We start from the raw sequence: 21,507 nt of genomic DNA, 5'->3' as shown, positions 1-21,507 counted from the left end.
AAGATCAATGTTCCTTAATTAATTGTGTCAATGGGAGCTGAATAGAAATTTGCACACCACTTCCCGAACCTGTATTCACATCCATTGTACCGTTAATAAGTGAGACTCTTTCTTCCATAGTATAAAAGCCAATTCCTGTGCGCACGCTGCTAGCATCCAATCCAATGCCATTATCTGCAATGGTCATCAGCAAGTTCGTTTTTCTGCGTAATAGCTGTATTGTTACTCTGCTGGCTTTTGCGTGCTTATGCGCATTGTTTAACGCTTCTTGAAAAACTCGGAATAGGTTATCTTTCACTTTGGAAGGCAAGACAATGCTCTCGTCTTTATTAATCTCAACCTTGATGCCTGTAACCTCTTCAAATTCGTCCGCATACCAAGTTAACAGGTCGTCTATATTGCCATCGTCATAGTAAACTGGGCGAAGCCCTTTAGAAATTTTTCGTACGTCATTGATTGCCTGTTGCGTATTTTCTATTATGTCTACCAAAGGGAGTAGGCTGAATTCTTTGCTTTTTTCACATTGTTGTCTAAATAGTTGAATCTTCATTTTAATCACCATCAATAGCGGCCCAACGCCATCATGTAATTCCCTTGAAAGTTGCTTCCTTTCCTCCTCCTGAGTCACCAAAAGCCGGTTTGATAATTCTCGCCGTTTTTGCTCAATTCTCTTTTTCTCTGAAATTTCGCTCTTTAGCAAAGCATTCTTCTGCTTCAATGCATAAGTGCGTTGTTCTACTAAATGTTCCAATTGAGCTTTATATCTGTGCAGTTCGTCTTGTAGCCTCTTCCTTTGTCCAATTTCAAGTAGCATTTCATTTTTTGCTACTCGAGTATCTTTAACGTGCATCAGAAGTTGGTTGTAACTCACGACTAATTGTTGATAAGTTTCATTAACAGCTTCTAGTGATAAAGGCTCAAACTTATTATACTCGATGATACATCGCATATTGTTCCTTACCCTCTTTACAATGCCATTAACAGGTCGCATCAGCTGCGCAATCAAACGATTCACTACAAAGATAATTAACAAGGCCCAAATCAAGACTAAGCTTAAACTAGCTAAATCATAATTGAGTGAAAACCAGTCAAAGCTAGCGGTACTCAACAAATAAGCTGCAATATTACTCGTCGCTTTATTCACCCCATCTTCATAGTTGCTTGAAAAGTAAATAGGTGTAGTAAAGGCAACATGAGTTGTGCCAATTGTATTCCAGGTTGTTACCTTATTTAGGGCTGTAGTGTAATTAAAGGGAATTTCAGAGACGGTAAAATTTGATAGAAGCGCTTCGCTTTGTGTAGCATCTACTGAGGGCAATATAACAGTCGACTGTTGATGAGTATGATAGTTTACATTTAATGCGTCACTATCTAGCCTTTTACGCAACAACATATAGCCAATATGCTCCCTACCATTCCTGTATAATGCGGTTTTTGCTTCTATAAAAAGCGAGCTGTCTAGATTGATTAATCTGAGATCATTACCCCCTTTAAGCTGTGTAGCACGTGGCAAAAAACGATTACCGTGACTCCCCCCCCAACTAAATAGCAATCTTTCTTTGCTATAAATAGCAATCTTGTCCACTACATTTTGTTCTAATAAAACTTGTACCCTAACAGGCAAGTGTTTGGGATCATTTAACGCATTTTTATCTACATAAACATAGTCACCAACAACACTTTCAATATACAGAGAGTTAAAAGCTTTTCGGGCAAATGTGTAAACTTCTCCCTCAGCAGCTTGATTTGCAAGCTTTACCTTTTTAATTGCCTCTTCATTTTTATTTATCCATGAAAGTAAATAGAAAAAAGAAACGCTGACTAGGAGAAGTAATAAATTGTAATAGAGCACATGCTTATCAAGTTTCATACTTTATTGTTCTTTTACAAAGTCGATATGTTTACCACTCACATTGTCTGGTAAACACATCGACAGTTGCTTCTCTATTTCTTTAATTCGTTCATTGATAGAGCAATTTTGTGAGTAAGGGCCAATCACTAAACTAAGCGTTACTCCTATATCGAAATGGTATGCCTGTTTCGCAACTTCATACCTGACAGTTTCTGCTAGCAAGGTTAGCTCCTCGCTAGTTGCCTTGTTACATAACAGGATATAGCGTCCACCTCTCCAGCAACCTAATTGACAGCTTTTTGGTATTATCTTTTTTATATGGGAAAGCATGCTTTCTATCAACATCTCAACTGCAAGCATGTCAAGCTCGTCATATAATTGCTCTAATTTATTTACCTTAAATATAATGATCCCTAGATTTGCGTTGTTTTCGCTTTTCAAGGAGTTATAAACCTCTTTGACTGCACTATACCTATTTAAAACGTCGTCATAAGCATCGTAACTCTTTTCTTTCTCTAGCTGTGTTATTAAACCAGACACTTTCGAGTTGCTCTTATTAACTGCGCTTCTTAGTCTAAAAATAAACGTAAGTATGAGAAAGCAAGACGCAATAAATGACACATAAAAAAAGCTCCAATAGATGGAAGTATTTATCTCTTCGGTGGTCGTATAGGTACGTTCCCATTTAGCTTGTATTTGTCGACGCTCTTTTTCTGTTATTTGATCAATGGCTTTATTGAAAATTGATAAAAGCACCTGATCGTCACTTCTTACTGCCAATGACAAATTCATATGCTCATTTAGTCGTTCGGATATGTTGAGATTGATTAACCCTTCCTTGTGTATGGTATACGCAATAACCATTTGCCCATCTAAATAACCATCTACTTTCATTGCTGAAGCCAACATTAATCCTTCCGTTGCATTTTTCACATATACAAGTTTGGCTTTTGGATAGCTTCGGCGTATTTTTTCCTCGTATGAATACCCTTTAACTAACGCGAAGGTTTTTCCTTGGAAATAGTTTTCTTTGCGGTCAAAAACAATATCTTTATGAGAGGCAATTACTATTGAATAACTGAAAAATGGTTGTGTGAAATTTAAATATGCGGAACGTTCAGGGGTGAACATCGCGGCAGAGATAAAGTCGCACTCTCGTCGTTTTGCTTTTTCGAGCACCTCACTCCAGCTATCAGCCAAAACTAATTTGAATTTAACATTTAGAGCATGCTCAATGAGGTTAAGATAGTCTTTAACATAACCATGATGATTGCCATTTACACCTATCCACTCGTACGGTGCCCAACTAGGATCGGCACAATAACTAAATGACTTGCTTTCTTTCAGATATTCTAGTTCTGCACCAGTAACTAAAGAGATATTTCTTTTGGGCTGTTCTTTAACGTTTGGCGGTGCTAGTGAGAAGTAGATCAGGTTTGCTCCTAAAACTAAGCCAACCAAAAGACATAGTGCTTTCATAAATTCCTTAGCAACAGCGCACTCTTTATCATAAAAGTCATGCAATAAAGGCATTACAAGTGGTTTACATTAAAGGTACACCAACCCACCCAAGGTTGCAAGAGAATTTTCATTTTGTTTACATTGGGTTAACGATTCGGTTAATTCTATTTATACACAACACCTCAATTTTTAATTTAAGTAATCGTGCAAATTAGGGGAAATCCCCTATGTTTTGATCTAGCCAATTGCCACAAACTGAATCCATCTTAAACCACAACAGAGAACAACTAAGATGAATATATTTAGAAGACAATCGGCTACAAATATCGCCAATTTATTTGGTATGTGCTCAACATTTACCCTCCTAGTAATCGCTGGTAATACATGGGCGCAGAGTGACTCTGAAAACGTAAAATTAAACCCTGGCCAGCCGAATTTGAACAATGAATTTTATGCAGCAGCAGATAGAAAATATGGACCAGACGACAACGCAGCTGGAAAATTTGCTCATTACACAATGGCATCTGAGGGCACCCGATGGCATGGTGAAACAATTGATAAAGATGGTCACTATTTCAGGTTAAATACGAATGGAGGTGAAGCACTTAAATTTAGATTTAAACGTGTACCACGTTCAAAATACTACTATATCCAGCACAGTGAAACTCAAGAAATGCTCAAAGTAAGTGGTGGTAGCTACCCAGGTACTGGTATGTGCAACCACTACGATGGCTATTGTTATTTTGTACACGATGAGTATGAGCATATTGTTAAGTCTAGTGACATTAATAAGCACTATAGTCAATGGGAAGTTAATCAACTCGGAGACTCTGGCGTATATACAATTAAAAACCGTCAGACAAATTTATTCTTGATTGCCGCAGATATTGATGGCAGCAAATATGATGTGCGATTAGGTCGTTTAGGGAGTTTTAATGCACCAAGCGCACCCCCAGAAGCAAAATGGAAGCTCGAAGAAAAAATACCGGGAGAAATAAAACTAGGCAATGACTTTACTGTTGAATACTATAACGTGAAGTATGACAAGCCAATTCTCAATGAAAGTCATATTAAATCTGAAGTTGCGGCGGTTATAAGCAACGAAACCGACAGCGGTGGCACTTATGTAACAGGCATTTCCTTCAGCGAATCAGATAGCTCCACGGCAGAGATATCACAAAGTAAGTCGTCTTCGATAACCCATGACCATGCTATTACCGTCGCTATCGAGTGGACCTCAAATGCGATACTTGCCAAATCAAAAAAGAGTTTATCGACCACTCACTCTATTTCTCGTACTACGAGCAGCTCGCAGACCATCGGTAACTCAAAAACGTTGAGTAAAGGATTTACAATCACCGATCAAGTTCGACATAACTATGGCGCCGAAGCCAACCTGAATGCAAAGTTCATCTACAAATATGACAAAACGTCAGTGCCCATGACTGCCACTGTCGTAAAAAAGTATAATGATGGTTATGTAGAAATTTTTGAAGATATCAGCACCACGATTGAAAATGTTACTTACTCAGATTTTAGCGCGATAGTTTACGACTCTAATGCAAGTGTATACTCACCCCGGCATTTGGAGATTAAAGATGCATTGAAGCGGAACAATGTGGCCGATATCCCAACAGATTATGCTGGAAAAAGGGCTAAGCTGATTTCTTTTTTAAAGTTGCATAGCAATGACAATGACCTTAATACAGCATCCGATCGAGAATTAATTTTACGTGCTTTTATTCATTTAAGAGGCCGGAAAGCGGGTTTATTTACTGAAGATAACGCAAAATTCTTTACCACTCAGGAGAAATTAGATGACATCGTGAAATACATCAGCCTTAGAAGCAGTGAAAAGTCTCTAGCACAATACTATGACGCAAAAAATAGTGAATACCGCACCTACCAGCTACTTCAAAGCCTAGTAGAGCTCACTTCGGACACTCGCTACCAAGCAAATGTATTTTACTTTAACGACAAACTAGTCGATATCTTCGATGTACTGGCGTATTTAGATTGGGTGCCACTTAATGAGCTCGTTTCTTATACTCACGCTCAAGCTAAGAACGCTTTAATATCAGGTTTGGTACGAGTGAGCACAACCAGCGAAAATGAATTATTCAACGCTGAAGAACAAAAACTTATCACTTATGCGATGGTATACAAGGCAACAAAATCGCTCACTAACAATCAGTACTTTTTTGTCAATCAACACTCACTAGACGATCAGCGAAACCACTATATTGCTACTCGCCATAATATTGACAACTCAGATGTACCAACAATGCAAAGCAAAAGTAGTTACCAGCTTATGCAGGAATTTTTCATGGATGGTACTTATGCCACTGGTAAAAAAATTCCAGAGCCTAATCAAAATTATGTGTTGAGATCGAAGGCCTCAAATAAGGTGATCACTTCATTACCTGAAACTAATTCAAAATGGGTTGTATTTAACGATTATCGTGATGATACAAAGCAACAATGGCAATTAATACTGACCCCTAAACAAAAGGACCAAACAGAATATAGTTTCATATCAGATTTTGACGGTCATGCCATGCAGCTAAAGGATAATAGCCGTGGTCTTGTGACAGGAGAGTACCAGAACCAGATTCGCCAAAAGTGGCTGCTGGAGCACTTTGGAGGTAACTACTACCGAATCAAAGCAAGCCAAAATGACCATTGTTTGACAGTGCTGGTTAGAGATCAATACAAACGTATTGAACAAAGGCAATGTAAGGGTAGCAATGCTGATAATCAGATGTTCAAGCTAGAAGCTTTAAACTAACAGCATACTTCAATCTGATAGGCTGTTGTTAAGTAGCAGCAGCCTGTAAAACCTCAACTTCAGATAAGCGAATTTGTCTAATGAAGCTATTTTGACTATTAAAGATGCGCAGACCATATTGCCTATATATTAATGCACCATCACTTAAGTAGGAAAGCGACACTTTAGCAAGTAACAATGAGACAACCCACCTACTGCTATCCTCCTTAAAAACAGTACACCTAGCTCTAGAGTTAACAGCTTCGTTGACAATCAATAACTCATTGATCTACCGAAGCTATGCGTTCAGTCGATCAACAAGTTTAACTTAATTACTCCGCCAAGCCTTTAATTGGACCATGTTCTAAATTCACATGTGGATTTTGCCCTCGTTGCCTGAGCAAATGATCCATCAGCGTGATTGCCATCATCGCTTCTGCAATTGGAATAGCTCGTATACCTACACATGGGTCGTGACGGCCTTTAGTGATCATCTCTACCGGCTCATTTGATGTGTTTATACTTTGCCCTGTAATGGTGATGCTGGACGTTGGCTTTAAGGCAATCGATGCAACGATATCTTGACCTGTGGAGATCCCTGCCAATACACCACCAGCATGGTTACTAGTAAAGCCATCAGGGGTTAACTCATCTCTATGTTCAGAGCCTTTTTGCTCTACCACAGCAAAGCCATCGCCAATTTCAACACCTTTAACAGCGTTGATACTCATTAGTGAGTGAGCGAGTTCTGCATCAAGCCGGTCAAATACAGGTTCTCCTAATCCGACTGGGACACTTTTTGCCACCACCATGACTTTAGCGCCTATTGAATCTCCTGACTTTTTTAAGTCACGCATATATTCATCAAGTGCTTCTAGCTTGCTTTCATCAGGGAAAAAGAAGGGGTTTTGTTCAACTGCAGACCAATTAAACTGCTCTGCCTTGATAGGCCCTAACTGCGATAAACAAGCATTGATTTCAATACCGTGTATTTGTCGCAAATACTTTTTGGCTATGCCACCTGCGGCAACACGAATGGCCGTTTCACGGGCAGACGAACGGCCACCACCACGATAATCACGATGCCCATATTTATGCCAATAGGTATAATCACCGTGGCCCGGACGAAATACATCCGCTATCTTGCCATAGTCTTTAGAACGCTGATCGGTATTTTCAATCATTAAGCCAATGCTAGTGCCTGTTGTTTTACCCTCGAATACGCCTGAGAGAATTTTTATTTCATCACCCTCTCTGCGCTGCGTTGTGTAACGGCTTTGCCCCGGCTTTCTTCTATCTAAATCAATTTGCAAGTCTGCTTCACTAAGCTCAAGCCCCGCTGGCACGCCATCAACTACCCCACCTAGAGCGGGGCCATGACTCTCACCAAAGGTACTCACTTTAAAAAGCTGACCTATACTATTACCTGCCATTAACTTTCCTCATTCCAAATGACACCCAACACCACTGAGCTTTGCTAATGCATCTAAGCTCAATCGTTAAAATAATCTACAAGTTGCTGTTTTGATATTGCAAATACACCTAAACCACCGTGTTCAAACTCAACCCATTCAAACGGTGCGCCCGGATACAGTGCTTCCATATGTACCATAGAGTTACCAACTTCGACAAATAACAACCCGTTATCAGTAAGATGCTCAGCTGCTTGCTGAAGTATTTTTCTTGTAACATCAAGACCGTCTTCACCAGAGGCTAAGCCAAGCTCTGGCTCGTGATGAAATTCATGGGGTAAGTCTGCCATATCCTCTGCGTCCACGTAAGGCGGGTTGGCAACGATTAAATCGTACTTTTGACCTTCTATACCACTGAACACATCTGATTGAATTGCAAACACTTGATCCTGCAACATGTAATCATCAATATTAATATTCGCCACTTCTAACGCATCATATGAAATATCCACAGCATCTACCTGAGACTCTGGGAATGCTTGCGCTAAAGCGATAGCAATACACGCAGAACCCGTACACATATCTAAAATACGGCTGACAGACTGCTCACTACTTACCCAAGGTGCAAACTTGTTATTAATAAGTTCAGCAAATGGAGAGCGAGGTACAAGTACTCTCTCATCAACGTAAAAAGGCATACCTGCAAACCATGCTTGGTTTGTTAAGTATGCGACAGGTGTGCGTTCTACAATACGTGTTTCGATATAGCGAAGCAGGCGTTCCTTTTCCGAACGTGTCAGGCGTGAGTTCATCAACTCCGTTGGGGTGTCTAACGGTAAGTTCAAAATTGGTAAAATTAAACTTACTGCCTCATCCCACGCGTTATCCGTGCCATGTCCAAAAAACACCCCTTCGCTTGCAAATTGACTTGTTGTCCAACGTAGCCAATCTCTTATTGTAAGTAAATCGTTTACTGTTTCTTCTGTTAGGGCTTCTGTTACTTGGAATTCGCTCATATTTTATCTCAGTCATATTATGCTACTGCCGCTATTGTAGCGGTTTTTAAGCTGGGTTTTTACGCTTTTTTTAATTAGAATGTCACAATGAAAAAACAACCTCCTCCTTCTCCTATGATTGATGATGCTGATTTAGATTTATTTCGTCAGTCGATTGCTGGTGCCAAGCAACTTAAACAAGATACTGTACGCTTTGACAAAGCGCCTAGTAAACCAAAAGTAAACGAGCTTGCGACACAAAAAAAGCAGCACCAATCTGAATTTTACTTTTCAGATGAGTATATTCCTGACATCGATACCAGTGGCACTATTAATTATGTCAAGCCTGGTGCCGATCGGTATCTGGCAAAACAGCTACGCCGGGGAGACTTTGCGCCCGAGCTCATTTTAGACTTGCATGGACTGAATAAAGACATGGCCAAAGAAGAATTAGCTGCTTTGATCCATGCTTGTAAAAAACAACATTATTACTGTGCTTGTGTGGTACATGGTATAGGTGAGCATGTACTTAAACACAAAGTACCACAATATTTAGTCCAACATCCCAATGTACTGGCAATGCACCAAGCGCCGCTCGAATATGGTGGCAAAGGCGCTGTGCTGATACTCATTGATTTGCCTCAAACAAATGAATTTAGGCGCTAGTCCCATAGTACCCCAATGAATTATCTGGCTCAGTGTCGTTTGTTTCGTTAATATGCCCTGAATAAATATAAACATCTATACATTTGACAGGGCTATATGAACGAATTACTGAGTGCAGATTTAGCGATTATGCTTATTGAGCCATCCCCTACTCAAAGAAAAATTATTACTAAAGAGCTTCAAGGTGAAGGCATACTTAATATTGATTTTGCCGATTCAATTGCTGATGCAAAAACACAGTTAGTAAATAATATCCCAGACTTAATCATCTCTTGTTTGCATCTACCGGATGGCAATGCCGCTGATCTTCAGCACCATATCAACCATGAGCTCAGTGAGTATTCTATTCCATTTATGCTTATTTCTAGCGAAACTCGTAAAGCGCAATTAGAGGTATTCAAACAATCAGGTGTCATTGCTATTTTACCCAAGCCTTTTAATAAGTTACATTTAGGTAAAGCCATTAATGCCACCTTAGATATTCTATCACCACAGGAGCTAGAGTTAGATTTATACGATGTCCAAGATTTACGTGTACTCGTTGTTGATGACTCACGGCTGGCACGAAAACATATCCGCCGAGTGCTGACTAATCTTGGAGTACATCGATTTAGTGAAGCTGAAGATGGAGCTCAAGCGATTGAAATATTACAAAATGATATGTTTGATTTGATTGTGACAGACTACAACATGCCACAAGTTAACGGCCAAGAGCTAACTGAAACCGTACGAAACAGTGACGAGCATGCCCATATTCCAATTCTGATGGTGACATCTGAAGCAAATGACACTCATTTATCTAATATTATGCAATCAGGCGTCAACGCCCTTTGCGATAAACCCTTTGAACCAGATACAGTCAAGAAACTCATTTATCAACTGCTTGAACAAGATTAACTAAATTATCGTATTTCTAACCAAATCAAGTGGTCAGTTTTACAAACCTGTAATTCGGACCACATCTGCAAAAAATTAAAGTCTAAATATATCAATAAGATAAAAAATTTTCATAATATGGCACAACCTTTGTAATACCTATTGCGACTAACTTATTAAACTGGAGCAATATTATGAAAACTTTCACAAAACTAACAGCTATCGCACTACTATGCGGCGCAAGCGTTTCAACTCAAGCAAATGAATTAACCACCGATATTACCAGCGAGTTATCTAATATTATTAGTAACGCCATCGCTAACAGCATCAGTAGTAGTATCGACGAGATTACAACAACGACCCTTGAGTCGATGAAAATTTCTACGGACTTTAGCAGTGAACAAGCAACTGTAACCAAAGAGCAAACACCCAACGAGGTAGCGAACCATGGCGAATGAGTTAATGCTAGTGAGCTTGCTAGCGCTACCTGTGATCAGCACGTTTATTGCGTATGCAAGCATTGAAATACTGCGAGTGCTAGGACAACGGTTGAGTATGGGGTAATAAATGGTTGCTATTAAACGAACTAAAGTGCGCAGGCAAATAAAAACCCGCCTAGCGGCGGGTTTTCAAAAACTCAATGCGAATTACAACGCACCTTCGTTTTCAGATAGGAACTTAGCAACACCCTCAGGGCTTGCGTCCATACCTGCTTTACCTTCAGTCCAACCTGCTGGACAAACTTCACCGTGCTCAGAGTGGAATGCTAATGCATCAACCATACGCAACATTTCGTCGATGTTACGACCTAAAGGAAGATCGTTAACTACTTGGTGGCGCACGTTACCTTCTTCGTCAATTAAGAAAGAACCACGAAATGCAACGCCAGCTTCTGGATGCTCAACATCATACGCTTGACAGATTTCATGCTTAACGTCAGCAACTAATGCGTACTTAACTGGGCCAATACCGCCTTCGTTTACTGGCGTGTTACGCCATGCATTGTGTGAGAATTGTGAGTCGATAGAAACACCAATTACTTCAACACCACGCTTTTGGAATTCTTCAAAACGCTTATCGAAAGCGATCAACTCTGAAGGACAAACAAACGTGAAGTCTAGTGGATAAAAGAAGATAACCGCTTTTTTACCTTTGATGTTTTCATGTAGATTGTAGCTATCTACGATTTCGCCATTACCTAGTACTGCTGCTGCTGTAAAGTCTGGTGCCTGACGGCCAACTAATACACCCATTGTTTTCTCCAAATAGTTAGGTTTTTTGTCCAATTTTTTAGCACATATCCATGCACTAAAACGATGTTGTGTATATTGAGGCAAATTATAAAAAAACAACCTCAAAAAATGTGGCATCAGTTTATGCTGCCTCAATTAAAAATAACAATCGAATAAAGCGATAACTATAATCTATTTTTTTGATGATGCTTAGTTGGCACGTAAATAAAAACGCCTCGTTGAACGAGGCGCTATGAATGAATTTGTTAGTCCATTATATTGTCGGGCATTTGGCCTCGGAGCTGCTGCCAAATCTCACCTGTTTTATGACCATATTTACGCAGCAATGAAATCGCACCATCATGGTTGTTTTCTTGTGCTAACGCAGTTAAGTCTCTATAAAACTGTCGAGCGAGCTCTCTCGTACGAGCATCTGAAAAGTAGTGACCGCCAATTTTAGAGTACAAACCTTTAAAACCATTCAGTACTAAAACATAAATGCGGTTGTTACCTGCAATAGCGAGTTGATGATGTACCCTGTAGTCATACTCAGCAAATGCTTCCGCGGTATCTTCTAACTCGTCACTTTTTGATAAAATTTCAATAACTGAGTCTGGATTAAACTTAATCGCAGCACGCGTGTAAATTGCACTGATATTAGTTCGCGCCGACAACAGCTGATCTGTTAGCTCAGGCATTTTGTCTTCATCTAGACGTGCCAATGTTTCAAGGATGTTTAACCCTGATGTTTCCCAGAAATTGTTTACTCGGGTTGGCTTACCATGTTGAATCGTCAACCACCCATCACGAGCTAGGCGCTGTAGTACTTCACGCAAAGTAGTTCTTGTTACGCCAATTAGCTCTGATAGCTCGCGCTCTGCGGGTAAAATAGAACCTGGTGGAAATTCTCCATTCCATATAGATTCAACAATATACTCCTCAGCAAATCCCGCTGGGCTTTTGGCTTTGAAAATTCTCATTTAGCACCACTTTGTTAAAATATGTGAACGCATTTTCTGCAATCCACTGATTGTACCAGATGATTTTCAACTAACAAGCAAAGAAGACGATTAGGTAAACCTGCTCATACACAGCAAAGGTGAGATTGTGACACTGTGTGAGATACGAGCGCGGTTTTGATGGTTTAGCAAGGCGATTTAGCAATCATCATCTATTTCAGAACATTACGAAACATCAAATAACGACTTCACTCAGCGTGCTTTGATTCTATTTTTATTGTCTTTACAAATTAATGCTTCCAGAACCAAACCGTGCCCACCGAAAACAAGGGGCAGAATAAGCGCTAGGTTAAATTCCGGCATATCAAACTTTATCGATAACATGCCAAAAGCAAATGTTGCAAAGCATAGCGCCCCGAGCACCCATAAAAAAGCTTCTCCGGTCCGTGCTTTTAAGTATTCATCCATTGCTCTAAACTTGGCCAAATAGATCTTAAAGCTCCAAGCCAAGGGAAAGACTGGTGCCAAAGCAACTAAGATCTGAAGCCATACTGGCATTTGCAAAAATTCAAATGCCAGCGTTTGTAAGGCAATGATTAGTAAAAACAACGCCATTGACACCATAAAGTGTTTGTTAAAGCAGCTATCGGTTGGTGATATTTTCATTTCGATCCTCTAGGCTGAACGGCAGTATTTAGTGTGATTAGATATGCCGTGTAAACGTAAAAATATGACATGACGCCTTCACAATGTAAGGCTTGCTTGCAGCTTTTACTGCTGCAAACAATCCAAATACAGGTCAGTTTTCCCCAACTCTAATTAAATTGCAGAGGCGTGTTAGCCAAAAAGAGTGGGGAGCTAATCAGTATGCTGCAAAATATAATCGACCAATTGATTTAATTGGGCTTCTGGTTGGCTATCGTCATATTCAATTCTGAGATCTGGAACAATAGGGCGTGAGCAGAGTTCTGAGCCAGAAGGTCTTGTAAAAATTAAGCTTGGAACAGTAAGGAGCAAACCCGTTTCAGTTAGTGTTCTACTCTCAACTCTACCCGTTGTACATGATCTTGCCCCGTTTGACTCACCGACAATGATCCCCTGTTTAGCATCCTGAATTGCGGTTAAAAATAATAGAGTACTAGAGTAACTGCGGGGGCCTATCATTAGATATGCATTACCATCAATTTTTAAGCCACGATGTTTATCTACCGGCACCCGCTGGTTATAAGGGCCTTCCAAAACTGAATTTTGCTCGCCTTGTACAGGTCCTAGCTTTAAGTTACGTTCGGTTAGTCTAATTTTAAAATGAGAGAGAAACGGAAATGACTCCTGGGCGATGTATGGCGCGATACCAAGTTGCCAGTAGTGATCGGTACCGCCTTGATTCTCTCGCACATCAATAATGACATCTTTTACATGCTTGTGTTTAAACCAGCTCCAAGTCTCGGAGATAAAATCAAAAAACGCCTTTTCCTGTTCAGGCACAAAAATGAATCTATCAACTTTTAGATAGCCAATATTGCCCTTTAATATTTTTCTGTCGACCAGTTTAACTAGCTCGACATCAGTTGCATAAGTCGAAGTGCCTTGTAACGAATAGTTTAGGACCTTGTTATTGTGTAAGATCTCGATAGCGTAGGAACCGCTGTCTCCGTACAACAGCCAAAACATCTGAGAAAAGCGTTTTGAGGCTAAGCTCTTCCTAAAGCGCTCTGTATCTCCATGCATACGGCTAAGTATTGAATTAACAACCTCTATACTGCTAACTCCATTTATAGATATTATTTCATCATTGGCTTTAACCGCCCTATTTTGTGTATAGGTTTGTTGAACACGAAGTCGCTGCTTGTCATCAAGATAGACCTTTAGCGGGAAAAGCTTACCGCCATTTTTTAAGTGTTGTTTAATACGTTGCTTAATGTTTGGGTAAGTAATGACGAAATGAGCATCTTGAAAGTAAGGGTTTAACTGTGAAAGATGTCGCCAAGCCTCAAGTTCAGTCATGGGGCTTTTAACACCTTTACTTAACTCATCAATTCTTTGTCTAAGTACCAGCGGAGCAATTGAGTGGCTCGAGTCAGGATGTATGGCGTTGATCAACTCTGGGATTTGAGTCAGATCGGCCTGTATTTGTTGCACAGAAAACGTTCCTCCATGTGGCGGTTGAAGGTTGCTTGCTGGCTCATTTAGTAATTTCGCGCCTTCAGCCAACAGGGGAACGTATAAAAGAACAAAAAGTAGAAGTCTAATCATGATTATATTGTCCAACGTATTAAATTGTCTTGCAGTGATTCGTCATCGCAAAAGTAGGTACGACTAAATATAATGGCTTTACAGCATGAGATAAAATGATAACAATCCATGCATTGATGAATAAAACTAATAAAGAGTGTTATGAACAGGTTGCCCCCTCTAAAATCAATGCAGGCATTCGAGGCTGCAGCTAGAAACATGAGCTTCAGCAGAGCTGCTGCTGAGCTTTGTGTTAGCCAAAGTGCGATTAGTCATCAAGTAAAGTCTCTCGAACAATTTTTAGGTAAGAAGCTCTTAGAAAGAAACAGCAGTCATGTGAGGTTAACCCTAGATGGCCACACCTATTTTACTGTCATAAAAGACTGCTTTAAGCGAATGCACAGCATTACCGACCATTTATTGAATAAAAGCCCCTACAAATTAAAAGTGATGGCTCAAAGCTCAATTGCCGTTGAATGGCTTGCCCCAAAAATATCCGGGTTCAACGAAAGCTATCCCGATATAGAGGTCTCTTTATCAATGGCCTCTCATGGTGAAACTTTTGAGCCATCAGACTTTGATATTATTGTCGGAACCTGGCCCGTACCACCTAATTTTATTACTCGAAAAACCAGAGACGAGCGGTGGTTTCCTGTTTGCTCTGCTGAACTCATTGATGATAAATCTACATTAACGATTGAAGATATCTTAAACCTTCCTTTAGTCAGCTCAGAAATGGGGAAGGACTGGGAATTATGGGCTCAAAATAACCAAGTTGATTCAAATAGTCTGACCATAAGTATGGAGGTAAGCCACACATTATTAGCAGCAAAAGTCGCGCTTGGCGGAAAATACATTGCTCTCAGTACGGACTTTATCGTTCATCAACTAGTGGAAAGCGGAAAGTTGCTTGCTTTTAAAGAGCTTAGCTATGTATTGCCGTGGGGACATTATGCGATTCACTATAGGTTGGGAAGCCACGCTCATGAGGACATAGAGTCGTTTGTAAACTGGTTCGTAGATACCTGCAAAGATTAGCAATAATTATGGTCAGTGCGCATTAGCGGATCTCGCTCTCCTTTGGAGATGTCTCAAGATTAAGGAGCTTGGACAGGGAAAGTCTCATATTGAGTGCTTTATGAGATCCTCAAGTGATGTTTGTACGATCAAACCCGCTATCTAAGGAAGATTAGTTGCAGTTAAAATAATTTATGGCTCATAATAGTGACAAAATAACATCTAGGAGTTGATATGAATTGGCTAAACGCCCTATCATCATCAAAAAAGGCATGGGCTTTACTTGCTTTAAGTGCTGCGCTGTTTGAAATAACGGCACTTTATTTTCAGTACGCAATGGGGTTAGAGCCATGCATCATGTGTATATATCAACGCACTGCGATGCTTGGGCTATTGGCCGCAGGCATTATCGGATTTTTAGCCCCCTCTCATTGGCTATATAAAAGTGTAGGCTTTGCCGCTTGGGGTGTCAGTAGTATATGGGGGTGGTTGATAGCCCGCGAGCACATTAACATGCAGACGACTACGGATCCTTTTGCTTTCACATGCGATATTGTTCCCAACTTTCCATCTTTCATGCCATTGCATGAGTGGTTTCCTGCGTTTTTTGCAGCAACTGGTGATTGTGGCAATATAGATTGGTCCTTCATCGGACTCAGTATGCCTGGTTGGATGGAAATTATATTTGGTTTTTACAGTTTAAGCTTCATTATTGTTTTGGCATCTACCCTGTTGGTTAAATCGAAATGAATTTGCGTTTAAGTTCTGTAAAAGCGCTAGATGGCTACAAATTGCGAGATAGACAACAAATCTTAACGCTTGCTTTAGAGGCACTATCGGCTCCAAAAAAGGTCATGCTGCGTGTTGCCAAGCTTGCGGTCTTAACACCGTTTTTCATTGCCTTAGCATACTTTGAAGGTTGGGCTTTACTGCCGGTTTTGCTGGCCGCCGGACTTAGCTACCCATTGCTAACAACGCCGATAGAAATTTTATTTGCTAAGCAGACATTTGAACAAGCTATAGAGCAATTCAAGTCTGAACAAACTTAAAGGGGCCATTGGCCCCTTATATTTAAAAACGTATTTTCCCTTCAAGTTTGGCAGCAATGTGCGTACCAATTCCCTTAACTAGTTGCAATGACTCCATATTGTCAAATCTGCCGTGTGTTTGACGATAATCGATTATAGCTTGGGCTTTTTTTTCGCCAACACCTGGCAGCGTAACCAGCTGCTCAAGACTGGCAGAATTAATATCTATTGCTTGAACGTCTTGTACCACGGTAACGAACGGTTCGCTTTTTTTGACTTCTTTAGCGAGTACATTCGCGTTAATACCTAGACCAATGATTAGGGTTACAACAAGTAAAATAGTTTGCATCATAGTAGTTCCTTAACTAGTTTTGTCCTTAATTTACCAATGCGATTAAGTAGTCACTTCATTGCATTGGACTTTAAATAAAGAAAAGCATCTAAGTTTTGTCAAGCTAAGAAGCGTAGAAAATGCATGGTTATTTTTAAGTCATAAATCTGTGCTATTTTTCTATTTCACATAATTGTAATTAAGAATGTCTTGCATAATGTAACGTAAACATTTACTGTATAAAAAAACAGTGTTTAGCAGGAGTGATCATGGCTGTTATTGTTAAGTATGTGGTTGAAAGAAATGGAGTCGAGCGCATGACCTTTACCAGTAAAAAAGAGGCTGATGCATACGACAAAATGTTAGATATGGCAGAATCTCTTGAACAAATGCTCACTAAAGTGGATGTACCTCTAAGTGAACAACAAGTTGAATCATTAGCTTTAGAGATTGCAAAACAAAAAGATGAATTTTTAGCTGTTCTAAAAGGCGCTAAACCGCCTACAAAGCAAGTCAGTTCGAAAAAAGAAAAACCTGCAACTCAAGAAAATGTAGCCAAGCTAAAAGAAGCGTAGTGCTCCAAGTTGACATAAAAAAAGCCGCAAAAAGCGGCTTTTTTTATGTGGTTAGTGCTTATTTTAACACTGTAGCAACTGCATCTGCAAAGTAATCAATGTTTGCTTGGCTTATACCAGCTACATTCACACGAGATGAACCAACGATATAGATAGCATAGTCTTTTTGTAAGCGTTCGATTTGTTCTTTGTTAATACCTAAGAACGAGAACATACCATTTTGACGATCAATGAAAGAGAAATCTTGAGCTACACCTTTTGCAGCTAAGCTATCTTTAATCAACGTACGCAGCCCATTAATACGAGTACGCATTTCGTCAAGCTCTTCATGCCACATTTGTGTAAGCTCGTCGCTGCTCAGGATTGTGCTCACGATATCCGCACCGTGTGCTGGTGGCATTGAGTAGATACTACGTACAACACTTAATAATACAGAATTTGAAACATCAGCAACCGCAGCGTCTTTTGCGATCAGTGAACAAGCACCAACACGCTCACGATATAGACCAAAGTTCTTAGAGCATGATGAACAGATAAGCATTTCTTCAACGCTATCAGCTAACATACGAAGACCTTTCGCATCTTCATCTAAACTGCTGCCAAAGCCTTGATATGCAATATCAATTAATGGTGTAAAGCCAACTTCTTTCGCCAGCTCAGCAACAACTTTCCACTGTTGCTCATTTAAATCCATACCACTAGGGTTATGACAGCATGCGTGAAGCAAAACCACATCACCCTTAGGTACTTGCTTCAAAGTATTGATCATTTCGTCAAATAATAAGCCTTTATTTTCATAATCATAATAAGGGTATTCTTTAACGTTTAGGCCCGCGGCTTCAAATAAACTAATATGATTCGCCCATGTTGGTGTAGTTACCCACACGGTTGCATTAGTATTACAACGCTTAATGAATTCAGCAGCAACACGTAAAGCACCTGTACCACCAGGTGTTTGAGCTGTACGGACTCGATTTGCTAGTAAAGCACTGTGCTCACCCAGTAGCAATGATTCCATTTTCTGACAAAAATCTAAATTACCAGCCAAACCTATATAAGACTTAGTTTTCTCATTTTCTAAACGAAATGCTTCAGCTTGCTTTACCGCACGTAATACAGGTGTATCCCCCTGCTCGTCTTTATAAACACCAACACCTAAATCAATTTTGTTCGGGTTAGTATCTTGCTTATAAGCTGCCATTAAGCCAAGAATAGGATCTGTAGGGAGTGGTTTTAGTTCACTGAACATGGGTCGTCTCTTATTTTATGTTATATCAACAATTGCAATGCTGAGTATGCACTATAAATTGTCGAACTATTGGGTTTAAACTCGGCTCATATTAACATAAATATTTGCCAAAACGAGCTTAATCACTCAGGTAGATATTGAGGGATTTTAATACACACGGCAATTAGTAAAGCTAATACGTTTGCTGTAAAAAAATCTTTGCTAAACGCCTCAGCATCAATAATACCAATACAGTTGCCGACACTATCAAACAGTGGTAAACAACTTTCTGACTGAACTTTTGGATCACAGGTGTAGTATTCCCCGCCACTTGCAACATACTCTTGTACATCATTAATAACTCGAGCCTCGCCACTCATTACTACCTGTACGTTGTTACTTGTTGCTGCGAATTGTTCATTAATTGGGAATAATGGCCGACTAGGCGCTCCACAATATGCAAGTTTAAGCAATTGTTTATCTTCAGCGGTTTGTCTAGTTTGATAAATACCAAACCAGTCGACGTTTGTAACTCGTCTTACAAAATCAACTATTGATTGTAATCGGCTCAAAGCGACACCTGATGCTTCGTTCGCCTTAAGAAAAGCTCTTAGCTCGAATGGCTCATCTTGAAGATGACCAAATAAGCTGCATGCGCCGCCTTCACCAAGTTCTGGAATAAGGTATGACCATACTGCTTCAGTAGCGTTATGCTCATCGTCTAAAAACTCTTCTAGCTTACCTAGAGCAAGCTCAATTTTTTGTGGATCAACAGTCAATCCAGCTCGAGAAAGATAAAAAGAAACCATCTAGCCATCCAAACATCTAAATATAAGGGTAGATTAACACGTGAATAAGTCTTTGGAAATATAAATTATAACAATGAATATACGATTGTGACTTCGTTACCTTCATTGTTAAAGCTGATTTGTTGCGCAATTTCATGCAACAAGCTAAGCCCTCGCCCATGCTCCTGTTTTAGGTCTCTATCGCATTTTATATTTGGACGAAAACCTTTACCCGAGTCACGAATTGAAAAACTCAATGAATGTTCACTTGGGCAATATTGCACATGTATCACAATTAATGCTTGCTGGAGATTTGAAAGAGCATTGGCTCGCAGTTGATAAAACTCCAAAAATCCCTCTTCTTTGTTTTTGATGTTAGAGTCTAAACCTAACACACCATGATCCACTGCGTTGTTGTACGCCTCAGACAACAGCAAAAATATGTTTGATCTATGCTCGCTTATACCTTTAATTCGACTCAGCACATCAACCAATTCAAGAACAGGATCTGCACTAATTATATTAGTTTGGTCAATATCAACCTTAAGCTCGAAAGGTAAACTAGAATACTCGATTGGTGCTTTACTAATTACTTTGCTGGGTAAACAATTAATAATTGCGATGCTCAAATCATCTTGTTGAGCACTGTGTTCCGAAAATCTTTGCGTATAGCTGACTATTTGTTCAGTAGAAATGTGCGAAGTGCTTTTCAAAACTTGCTTAAACCGCTCCTCGGCGAGCATTTCTCCTTTGCTATTTTCAGTTTCAATGATGCCATCAGTCGCCATTACGAGCCTTTTTCCAGCATCAACTTCTAAATGTATTGTATTACGCTCAAATTCATCATTATCTAAAATTCCCAGCGCCATATGCTGAGATTCAAGCGTTTTAATTACCTCCCCCTTTTCATCAATCAAATACAAATCCGGAAGCCCACCTAACCATACTGAAAGGCTTTTACCTGACTCACTAAGTTCAACTATCGCAGCGGCACAAAACATGTTGCTTGGTAATAAAGAACTTAGAACTTGGTTAAGCTCATAAGCAATATCATTAACAGCCATTCCTTTGCTTACCATTGCATAAAAGATACGAGAAGCAGGCAATGCACCCACGGCTGCAGCAAGCCCATGTCCTGTAAAGTCCCCAAGTAAACAATAAAAACCCCCCATCGGGCTTTTAGCCATCAAAAACATATCACCATTAAACATCGAAGCGGGTGACAAATGGTAATCGCAATACTGCTGGTACTGAGAAGACTGATCTAATGCATTGCTGAATATATGTTCAACAATTTCATGTTCTCGTTCAATTTGATTGTAGTGATACTCTAACTGCTTCTTTTGTTGGTTCGCCTCTTGGCTTAGCCTTCGGGTACGAGCATGAGCTCTAATCTTCGCCGATAAAATAACTTTATCAAACGGCTTATGAATAAAATCATCACCGCCGACAGCTAAACACTTTTCAAAGCTGTTATGATCTTCAAGTGTGGTAATAAATATGACTGGCAGATACACATCGCCCGCTAACTCTTTAATTTTTGGAGCTGTTTCAAAACCATCCATTACTGGCATTATTACATCTAGCAACACAATATCTATGCTTTCCTGACGCAATATATCTAATGCTTGTGCCCCATTGTTCGCTATAGCAACCTCATACTTTTGCTGTTCCAGCATTGTTTTAAGCAAAATACAGTTAAGAGGCTGATCATCAACAACTAATACACGCAAAGTTAATACCCCTGAGAGTCGAATATATTAGTCAATATCAAATTTCTTATCGAATCGAGATATTTGCAGAATCTTTTTCAACTGGGGGCGACAGTTAGCGATCTGAATAGTATCTATAGTCTCCGCGAGTGTTTTCTTCATATTTAGTAACATACCTAACGCCGAACTATCCATATAATCCGTTTCTCTTAAATCAACCACCACTTTTTCAGTTTCTGGGTCTATATCCGCGTAAGCCTGCCTAAATGACTGTACAAGATTAAAATCAAACTTACCTCTAATTTGAATAGTTAGAGTTTTTCCGTCAGCAGAAGCATTTTTGCTCAAACTCATGTTAAGCTCCTAATATGGTTTG

21 protein-coding genes are annotated in these 21,507 nt (G+C 39.8%); 8 read left to right on the top strand and 13 right to left on the bottom strand.

The window, feature by feature from the left end; all coding sequences use genetic code 11:
• Nucleotides 1–4 precede the first annotated feature (4 nt).
• Both HG263_RS09200 and HG263_RS09195 read right to left on the bottom strand, forming a co-directional pair.
• On the bottom strand, nt 5–1,870 hold the full coding sequence (locus tag HG263_RS09200) for a sensor histidine kinase (protein WP_171625792.1): 1,866 nt from the start codon (nt 1,868–1,870) through the stop codon (nt 5–7).
• 3 nt (nt 1,871–1,873) lie between these two features.
• Nucleotides 1,874–3,331, bottom strand: coding sequence for a transporter substrate-binding domain-containing protein (locus tag HG263_RS09195; protein ID WP_171625791.1), 1,458 nt, complete (start codon nt 3,329–3,331; stop codon nt 1,874–1,876).
• A 274-nt stretch (nt 3,332–3,605) separates the two neighbouring features.
• Here HG263_RS09195 and HG263_RS09190 point away from each other — a divergent pair, with 274 nt between their 5' ends.
• Nucleotides 3,606–6,101 carry an RICIN domain-containing protein gene (locus HG263_RS09190; protein ID WP_171625790.1) on the top strand — a complete coding sequence of 832 codons (2,496 nt, stop codon included), beginning with the start codon at nt 3,606–3,608 and terminating at the stop codon, nt 6,099–6,101.
• A 311-nt stretch (nt 6,102–6,412) separates the two neighbouring features.
• Here the strand turns inward: HG263_RS09190 and aroC are convergent, their stop codons facing one another.
• The gene (gene aroC / locus HG263_RS09185; RefSeq protein ID WP_171625789.1) at nt 6,413–7,513 is read right to left on the bottom strand and encodes a chorismate synthase; all 1,101 of its coding nucleotides are present in this window, start codon (nt 7,511–7,513) and stop codon (nt 6,413–6,415) included.
• A 59-nt stretch (nt 7,514–7,572) separates the two neighbouring features.
• Nucleotides 7,573–8,508: a 50S ribosomal protein L3 N(5)-glutamine methyltransferase gene (gene prmB / locus HG263_RS09180; protein ID WP_171625788.1), complete on the bottom strand. Its 936-nt coding sequence runs from the start codon at nt 8,506–8,508 to the stop codon at nt 7,573–7,575.
• Nucleotides 8,509–8,595: 87 nt separating this feature from the next.
• On the opposite strand from prmB, the gene smrB reads away from it, so the two are divergent.
• The 3 genes from smrB (at nt 8,596) to HG263_RS09165 (ending at nt 10,487) form a co-directional block, all read left to right on the top strand.
• A complete protein-coding gene (gene smrB, locus HG263_RS09175; RefSeq protein WP_171625787.1) occupies nt 8,596–9,153 on the top strand; it encodes an endonuclease SmrB in 558 nt (185 codons plus the stop codon).
• 96 nt (nt 9,154–9,249) lie between these two features.
• The gene (locus HG263_RS09170) at nt 9,250–10,050 is read left to right on the top strand and encodes a response regulator (protein WP_171625786.1); all 801 of its coding nucleotides are present in this window, start codon (nt 9,250–9,252) and stop codon (nt 10,048–10,050) included.
• Nucleotides 10,051–10,223: 173 nt separating this feature from the next.
• Nucleotides 10,224–10,487, top strand: a complete 264-nt coding sequence (locus HG263_RS09165) for a hypothetical protein (RefSeq protein ID WP_171625785.1) — start codon at nt 10,224–10,226, stop codon at nt 10,485–10,487.
• A gap of 189 nt (nt 10,488–10,676) precedes the next feature.
• Here HG263_RS09165 and HG263_RS09160 read toward each other — a convergent pair whose 3' ends face one another.
• The 4 genes from HG263_RS09160 to HG263_RS22690 form a co-directional block, all read right to left on the bottom strand.
• On the bottom strand, nt 10,677–11,282 hold the full coding sequence (locus tag HG263_RS09160; protein ID WP_171625784.1) for a peroxiredoxin C: 606 nt from the start codon (nt 11,280–11,282) through the stop codon (nt 10,677–10,679).
• A gap of 245 nt (nt 11,283–11,527) precedes the next feature.
• A complete protein-coding gene (gene fadR, locus HG263_RS09155; protein WP_171625783.1) occupies nt 11,528–12,241 on the bottom strand; it encodes a fatty acid metabolism transcriptional regulator FadR in 714 nt (237 codons plus the stop codon).
• A 231-nt stretch (nt 12,242–12,472) separates the two neighbouring features.
• A complete protein-coding gene (locus tag HG263_RS09150; RefSeq protein WP_171625782.1) occupies nt 12,473–12,886 on the bottom strand; it encodes a hypothetical protein in 414 nt (137 codons plus the stop codon).
• 192 nt (nt 12,887–13,078) lie between these two features.
• The gene (locus HG263_RS22690; RefSeq protein WP_171625781.1) at nt 13,079–14,359 is read right to left on the bottom strand and encodes a S41 family peptidase; all 1,281 of its coding nucleotides are present in this window, start codon (nt 14,357–14,359) and stop codon (nt 13,079–13,081) included.
• Between the two features lie 255 nt (nt 14,360–14,614).
• Between HG263_RS22690 and HG263_RS09140 the strand changes: the two genes are divergently transcribed.
• The 3 genes from HG263_RS09140 to HG263_RS09130 all read left to right on the top strand — a co-directional run bounded on the left by HG263_RS09140 (nt 14,615) and on the right by HG263_RS09130 (nt 16,518).
• The gene (locus HG263_RS09140) at nt 14,615–15,490 is read left to right on the top strand and encodes a LysR substrate-binding domain-containing protein (protein ID WP_171625780.1); all 876 of its coding nucleotides are present in this window, start codon (nt 14,615–14,617) and stop codon (nt 15,488–15,490) included.
• A 213-nt stretch (nt 15,491–15,703) separates the two neighbouring features.
• Nucleotides 15,704–16,219: a disulfide bond formation protein DsbB gene (gene dsbB / locus HG263_RS09135; protein ID WP_171625779.1), complete on the top strand. Its 516-nt coding sequence runs from the start codon at nt 15,704–15,706 to the stop codon at nt 16,217–16,219.
• A complete protein-coding gene (locus HG263_RS09130; RefSeq protein ID WP_171625778.1) occupies nt 16,216–16,518 on the top strand; it encodes a DUF6170 family protein in 303 nt (100 codons plus the stop codon). The genes dsbB and HG263_RS09130 overlap by 4 nt, the downstream gene beginning before the upstream one ends.
• 22 nt (nt 16,519–16,540) lie before the next feature.
• Here HG263_RS09130 and HG263_RS09125 read toward each other — a convergent pair whose 3' ends face one another.
• Nucleotides 16,541–16,849: a ComEA family DNA-binding protein gene (locus HG263_RS09125; RefSeq protein ID WP_171625777.1), complete on the bottom strand. Its 309-nt coding sequence runs from the start codon at nt 16,847–16,849 to the stop codon at nt 16,541–16,543.
• Between the two features lie 248 nt (nt 16,850–17,097).
• Between HG263_RS09125 and HG263_RS09120 the strand changes: the two genes are divergently transcribed.
• Nucleotides 17,098–17,403, top strand: coding sequence for a YebG family protein (locus HG263_RS09120; protein WP_171625776.1), 306 nt, complete (start codon nt 17,098–17,100; stop codon nt 17,401–17,403).
• 58 nt (nt 17,404–17,461) lie between these two features.
• Here the strand turns inward: HG263_RS09120 and HG263_RS09115 are convergent, their stop codons facing one another.
• The 4 genes from HG263_RS09115 to HG263_RS09100 form a co-directional block, all read right to left on the bottom strand.
• Nucleotides 17,462–18,652 (bottom strand): amino acid aminotransferase, encoded by a 1,191-nt coding sequence (locus HG263_RS09115; RefSeq protein ID WP_171625775.1) that lies wholly within the window; start codon nt 18,650–18,652, stop codon nt 17,462–17,464.
• Nucleotides 18,653–18,774: 122 nt separating this feature from the next.
• A complete protein-coding gene (locus HG263_RS09110) occupies nt 18,775–19,440 on the bottom strand; it encodes a GAF domain-containing protein (RefSeq protein WP_171625774.1) in 666 nt (221 codons plus the stop codon).
• 65 nt (nt 19,441–19,505) lie between these two features.
• Nucleotides 19,506–21,152, bottom strand: a complete 1,647-nt coding sequence (locus HG263_RS09105; RefSeq protein ID WP_171625773.1) for an ATP-binding SpoIIE family protein phosphatase — start codon at nt 21,150–21,152, stop codon at nt 19,506–19,508.
• Nucleotides 21,153–21,179: 27 nt separating this feature from the next.
• The gene (locus HG263_RS09100) at nt 21,180–21,485 is read right to left on the bottom strand and encodes an STAS domain-containing protein (RefSeq protein WP_171625772.1); all 306 of its coding nucleotides are present in this window, start codon (nt 21,483–21,485) and stop codon (nt 21,180–21,182) included.
• Between the last annotated feature and the right edge of the window lie 22 nt (nt 21,486–21,507).

The sequence above is a fragment of the Pseudoalteromonas caenipelagi genome (genome assembly GCF_013140855.1).
In the GTDB taxonomy this organism is placed as follows: domain Bacteria; phylum Pseudomonadota; class Gammaproteobacteria; order Enterobacterales; family Alteromonadaceae; genus Pseudoalteromonas; species Pseudoalteromonas caenipelagi.
This window is presented reverse-complemented; position numbering and strand designations above follow the sequence as displayed.

What these genes read in the sequence shown, in the direction of transcription:
- HG263_RS09100 (WP_171625772.1), bottom strand. Translation starts at nt 21,485, where the DNA reads ATGAGTTTGAGCAAAAATGCTTCTGCTGACGGAAAAACTCTAACTATT.
- fadR (WP_171625783.1), bottom strand. Translation starts at nt 12,241, where the DNA reads ATGAGAATTTTCAAAGCCAAAAGCCCAGCGGGATTTGCTGAGGAGTAT.
- HG263_RS09170 (WP_171625786.1), top strand. Translation starts at nt 9,250, where the DNA reads ATGAACGAATTACTGAGTGCAGATTTAGCGATTATGCTTATTGAGCCA.
- prmB (WP_171625788.1), bottom strand. Translation starts at nt 8,508, where the DNA reads ATGAGCGAATTCCAAGTAACAGAAGCCCTAACAGAAGAAACAGTAAAC.
- HG263_RS09165 (WP_171625785.1), top strand. Translation starts at nt 10,224, where the DNA reads ATGAAAACTTTCACAAAACTAACAGCTATCGCACTACTATGCGGCGCA.
- HG263_RS09115 (WP_171625775.1), bottom strand. Translation starts at nt 18,652, where the DNA reads ATGTTCAGTGAACTAAAACCACTCCCTACAGATCCTATTCTTGGCTTA.
- HG263_RS09160 (WP_171625784.1), bottom strand. Translation starts at nt 11,282, where the DNA reads ATGGGTGTATTAGTTGGCCGTCAGGCACCAGACTTTACAGCAGCAGCA.
- HG263_RS09140 (WP_171625780.1), top strand. Translation starts at nt 14,615, where the DNA reads ATGAACAGGTTGCCCCCTCTAAAATCAATGCAGGCATTCGAGGCTGCA.
- HG263_RS09200 (WP_171625792.1), bottom strand. Translation starts at nt 1,870, where the DNA reads ATGAAACTTGATAAGCATGTGCTCTATTACAATTTATTACTTCTCCTA.
- dsbB (WP_171625779.1), top strand. Translation starts at nt 15,704, where the DNA reads ATGAATTGGCTAAACGCCCTATCATCATCAAAAAAGGCATGGGCTTTA.
- HG263_RS09195 (WP_171625791.1), bottom strand. Translation starts at nt 3,331, where the DNA reads ATGAAAGCACTATGTCTTTTGGTTGGCTTAGTTTTAGGAGCAAACCTG.
- HG263_RS09150 (WP_171625782.1), bottom strand. Translation starts at nt 12,886, where the DNA reads ATGAAAATATCACCAACCGATAGCTGCTTTAACAAACACTTTATGGTG.
- HG263_RS09125 (WP_171625777.1), bottom strand. Translation starts at nt 16,849, where the DNA reads ATGATGCAAACTATTTTACTTGTTGTAACCCTAATCATTGGTCTAGGT.
- HG263_RS09110 (WP_171625774.1), bottom strand. Translation starts at nt 19,440, where the DNA reads ATGGTTTCTTTTTATCTTTCTCGAGCTGGATTGACTGTTGATCCACAA.
- aroC (WP_171625789.1), bottom strand. Translation starts at nt 7,513, where the DNA reads ATGGCAGGTAATAGTATAGGTCAGCTTTTTAAAGTGAGTACCTTTGGT.
- HG263_RS09120 (WP_171625776.1), top strand. Translation starts at nt 17,098, where the DNA reads ATGGCTGTTATTGTTAAGTATGTGGTTGAAAGAAATGGAGTCGAGCGC.
- HG263_RS09130 (WP_171625778.1), top strand. Translation starts at nt 16,216, where the DNA reads ATGAATTTGCGTTTAAGTTCTGTAAAAGCGCTAGATGGCTACAAATTG.
- HG263_RS09190 (WP_171625790.1), top strand. Translation starts at nt 3,606, where the DNA reads ATGAATATATTTAGAAGACAATCGGCTACAAATATCGCCAATTTATTT.
- smrB (WP_171625787.1), top strand. Translation starts at nt 8,596, where the DNA reads ATGAAAAAACAACCTCCTCCTTCTCCTATGATTGATGATGCTGATTTA.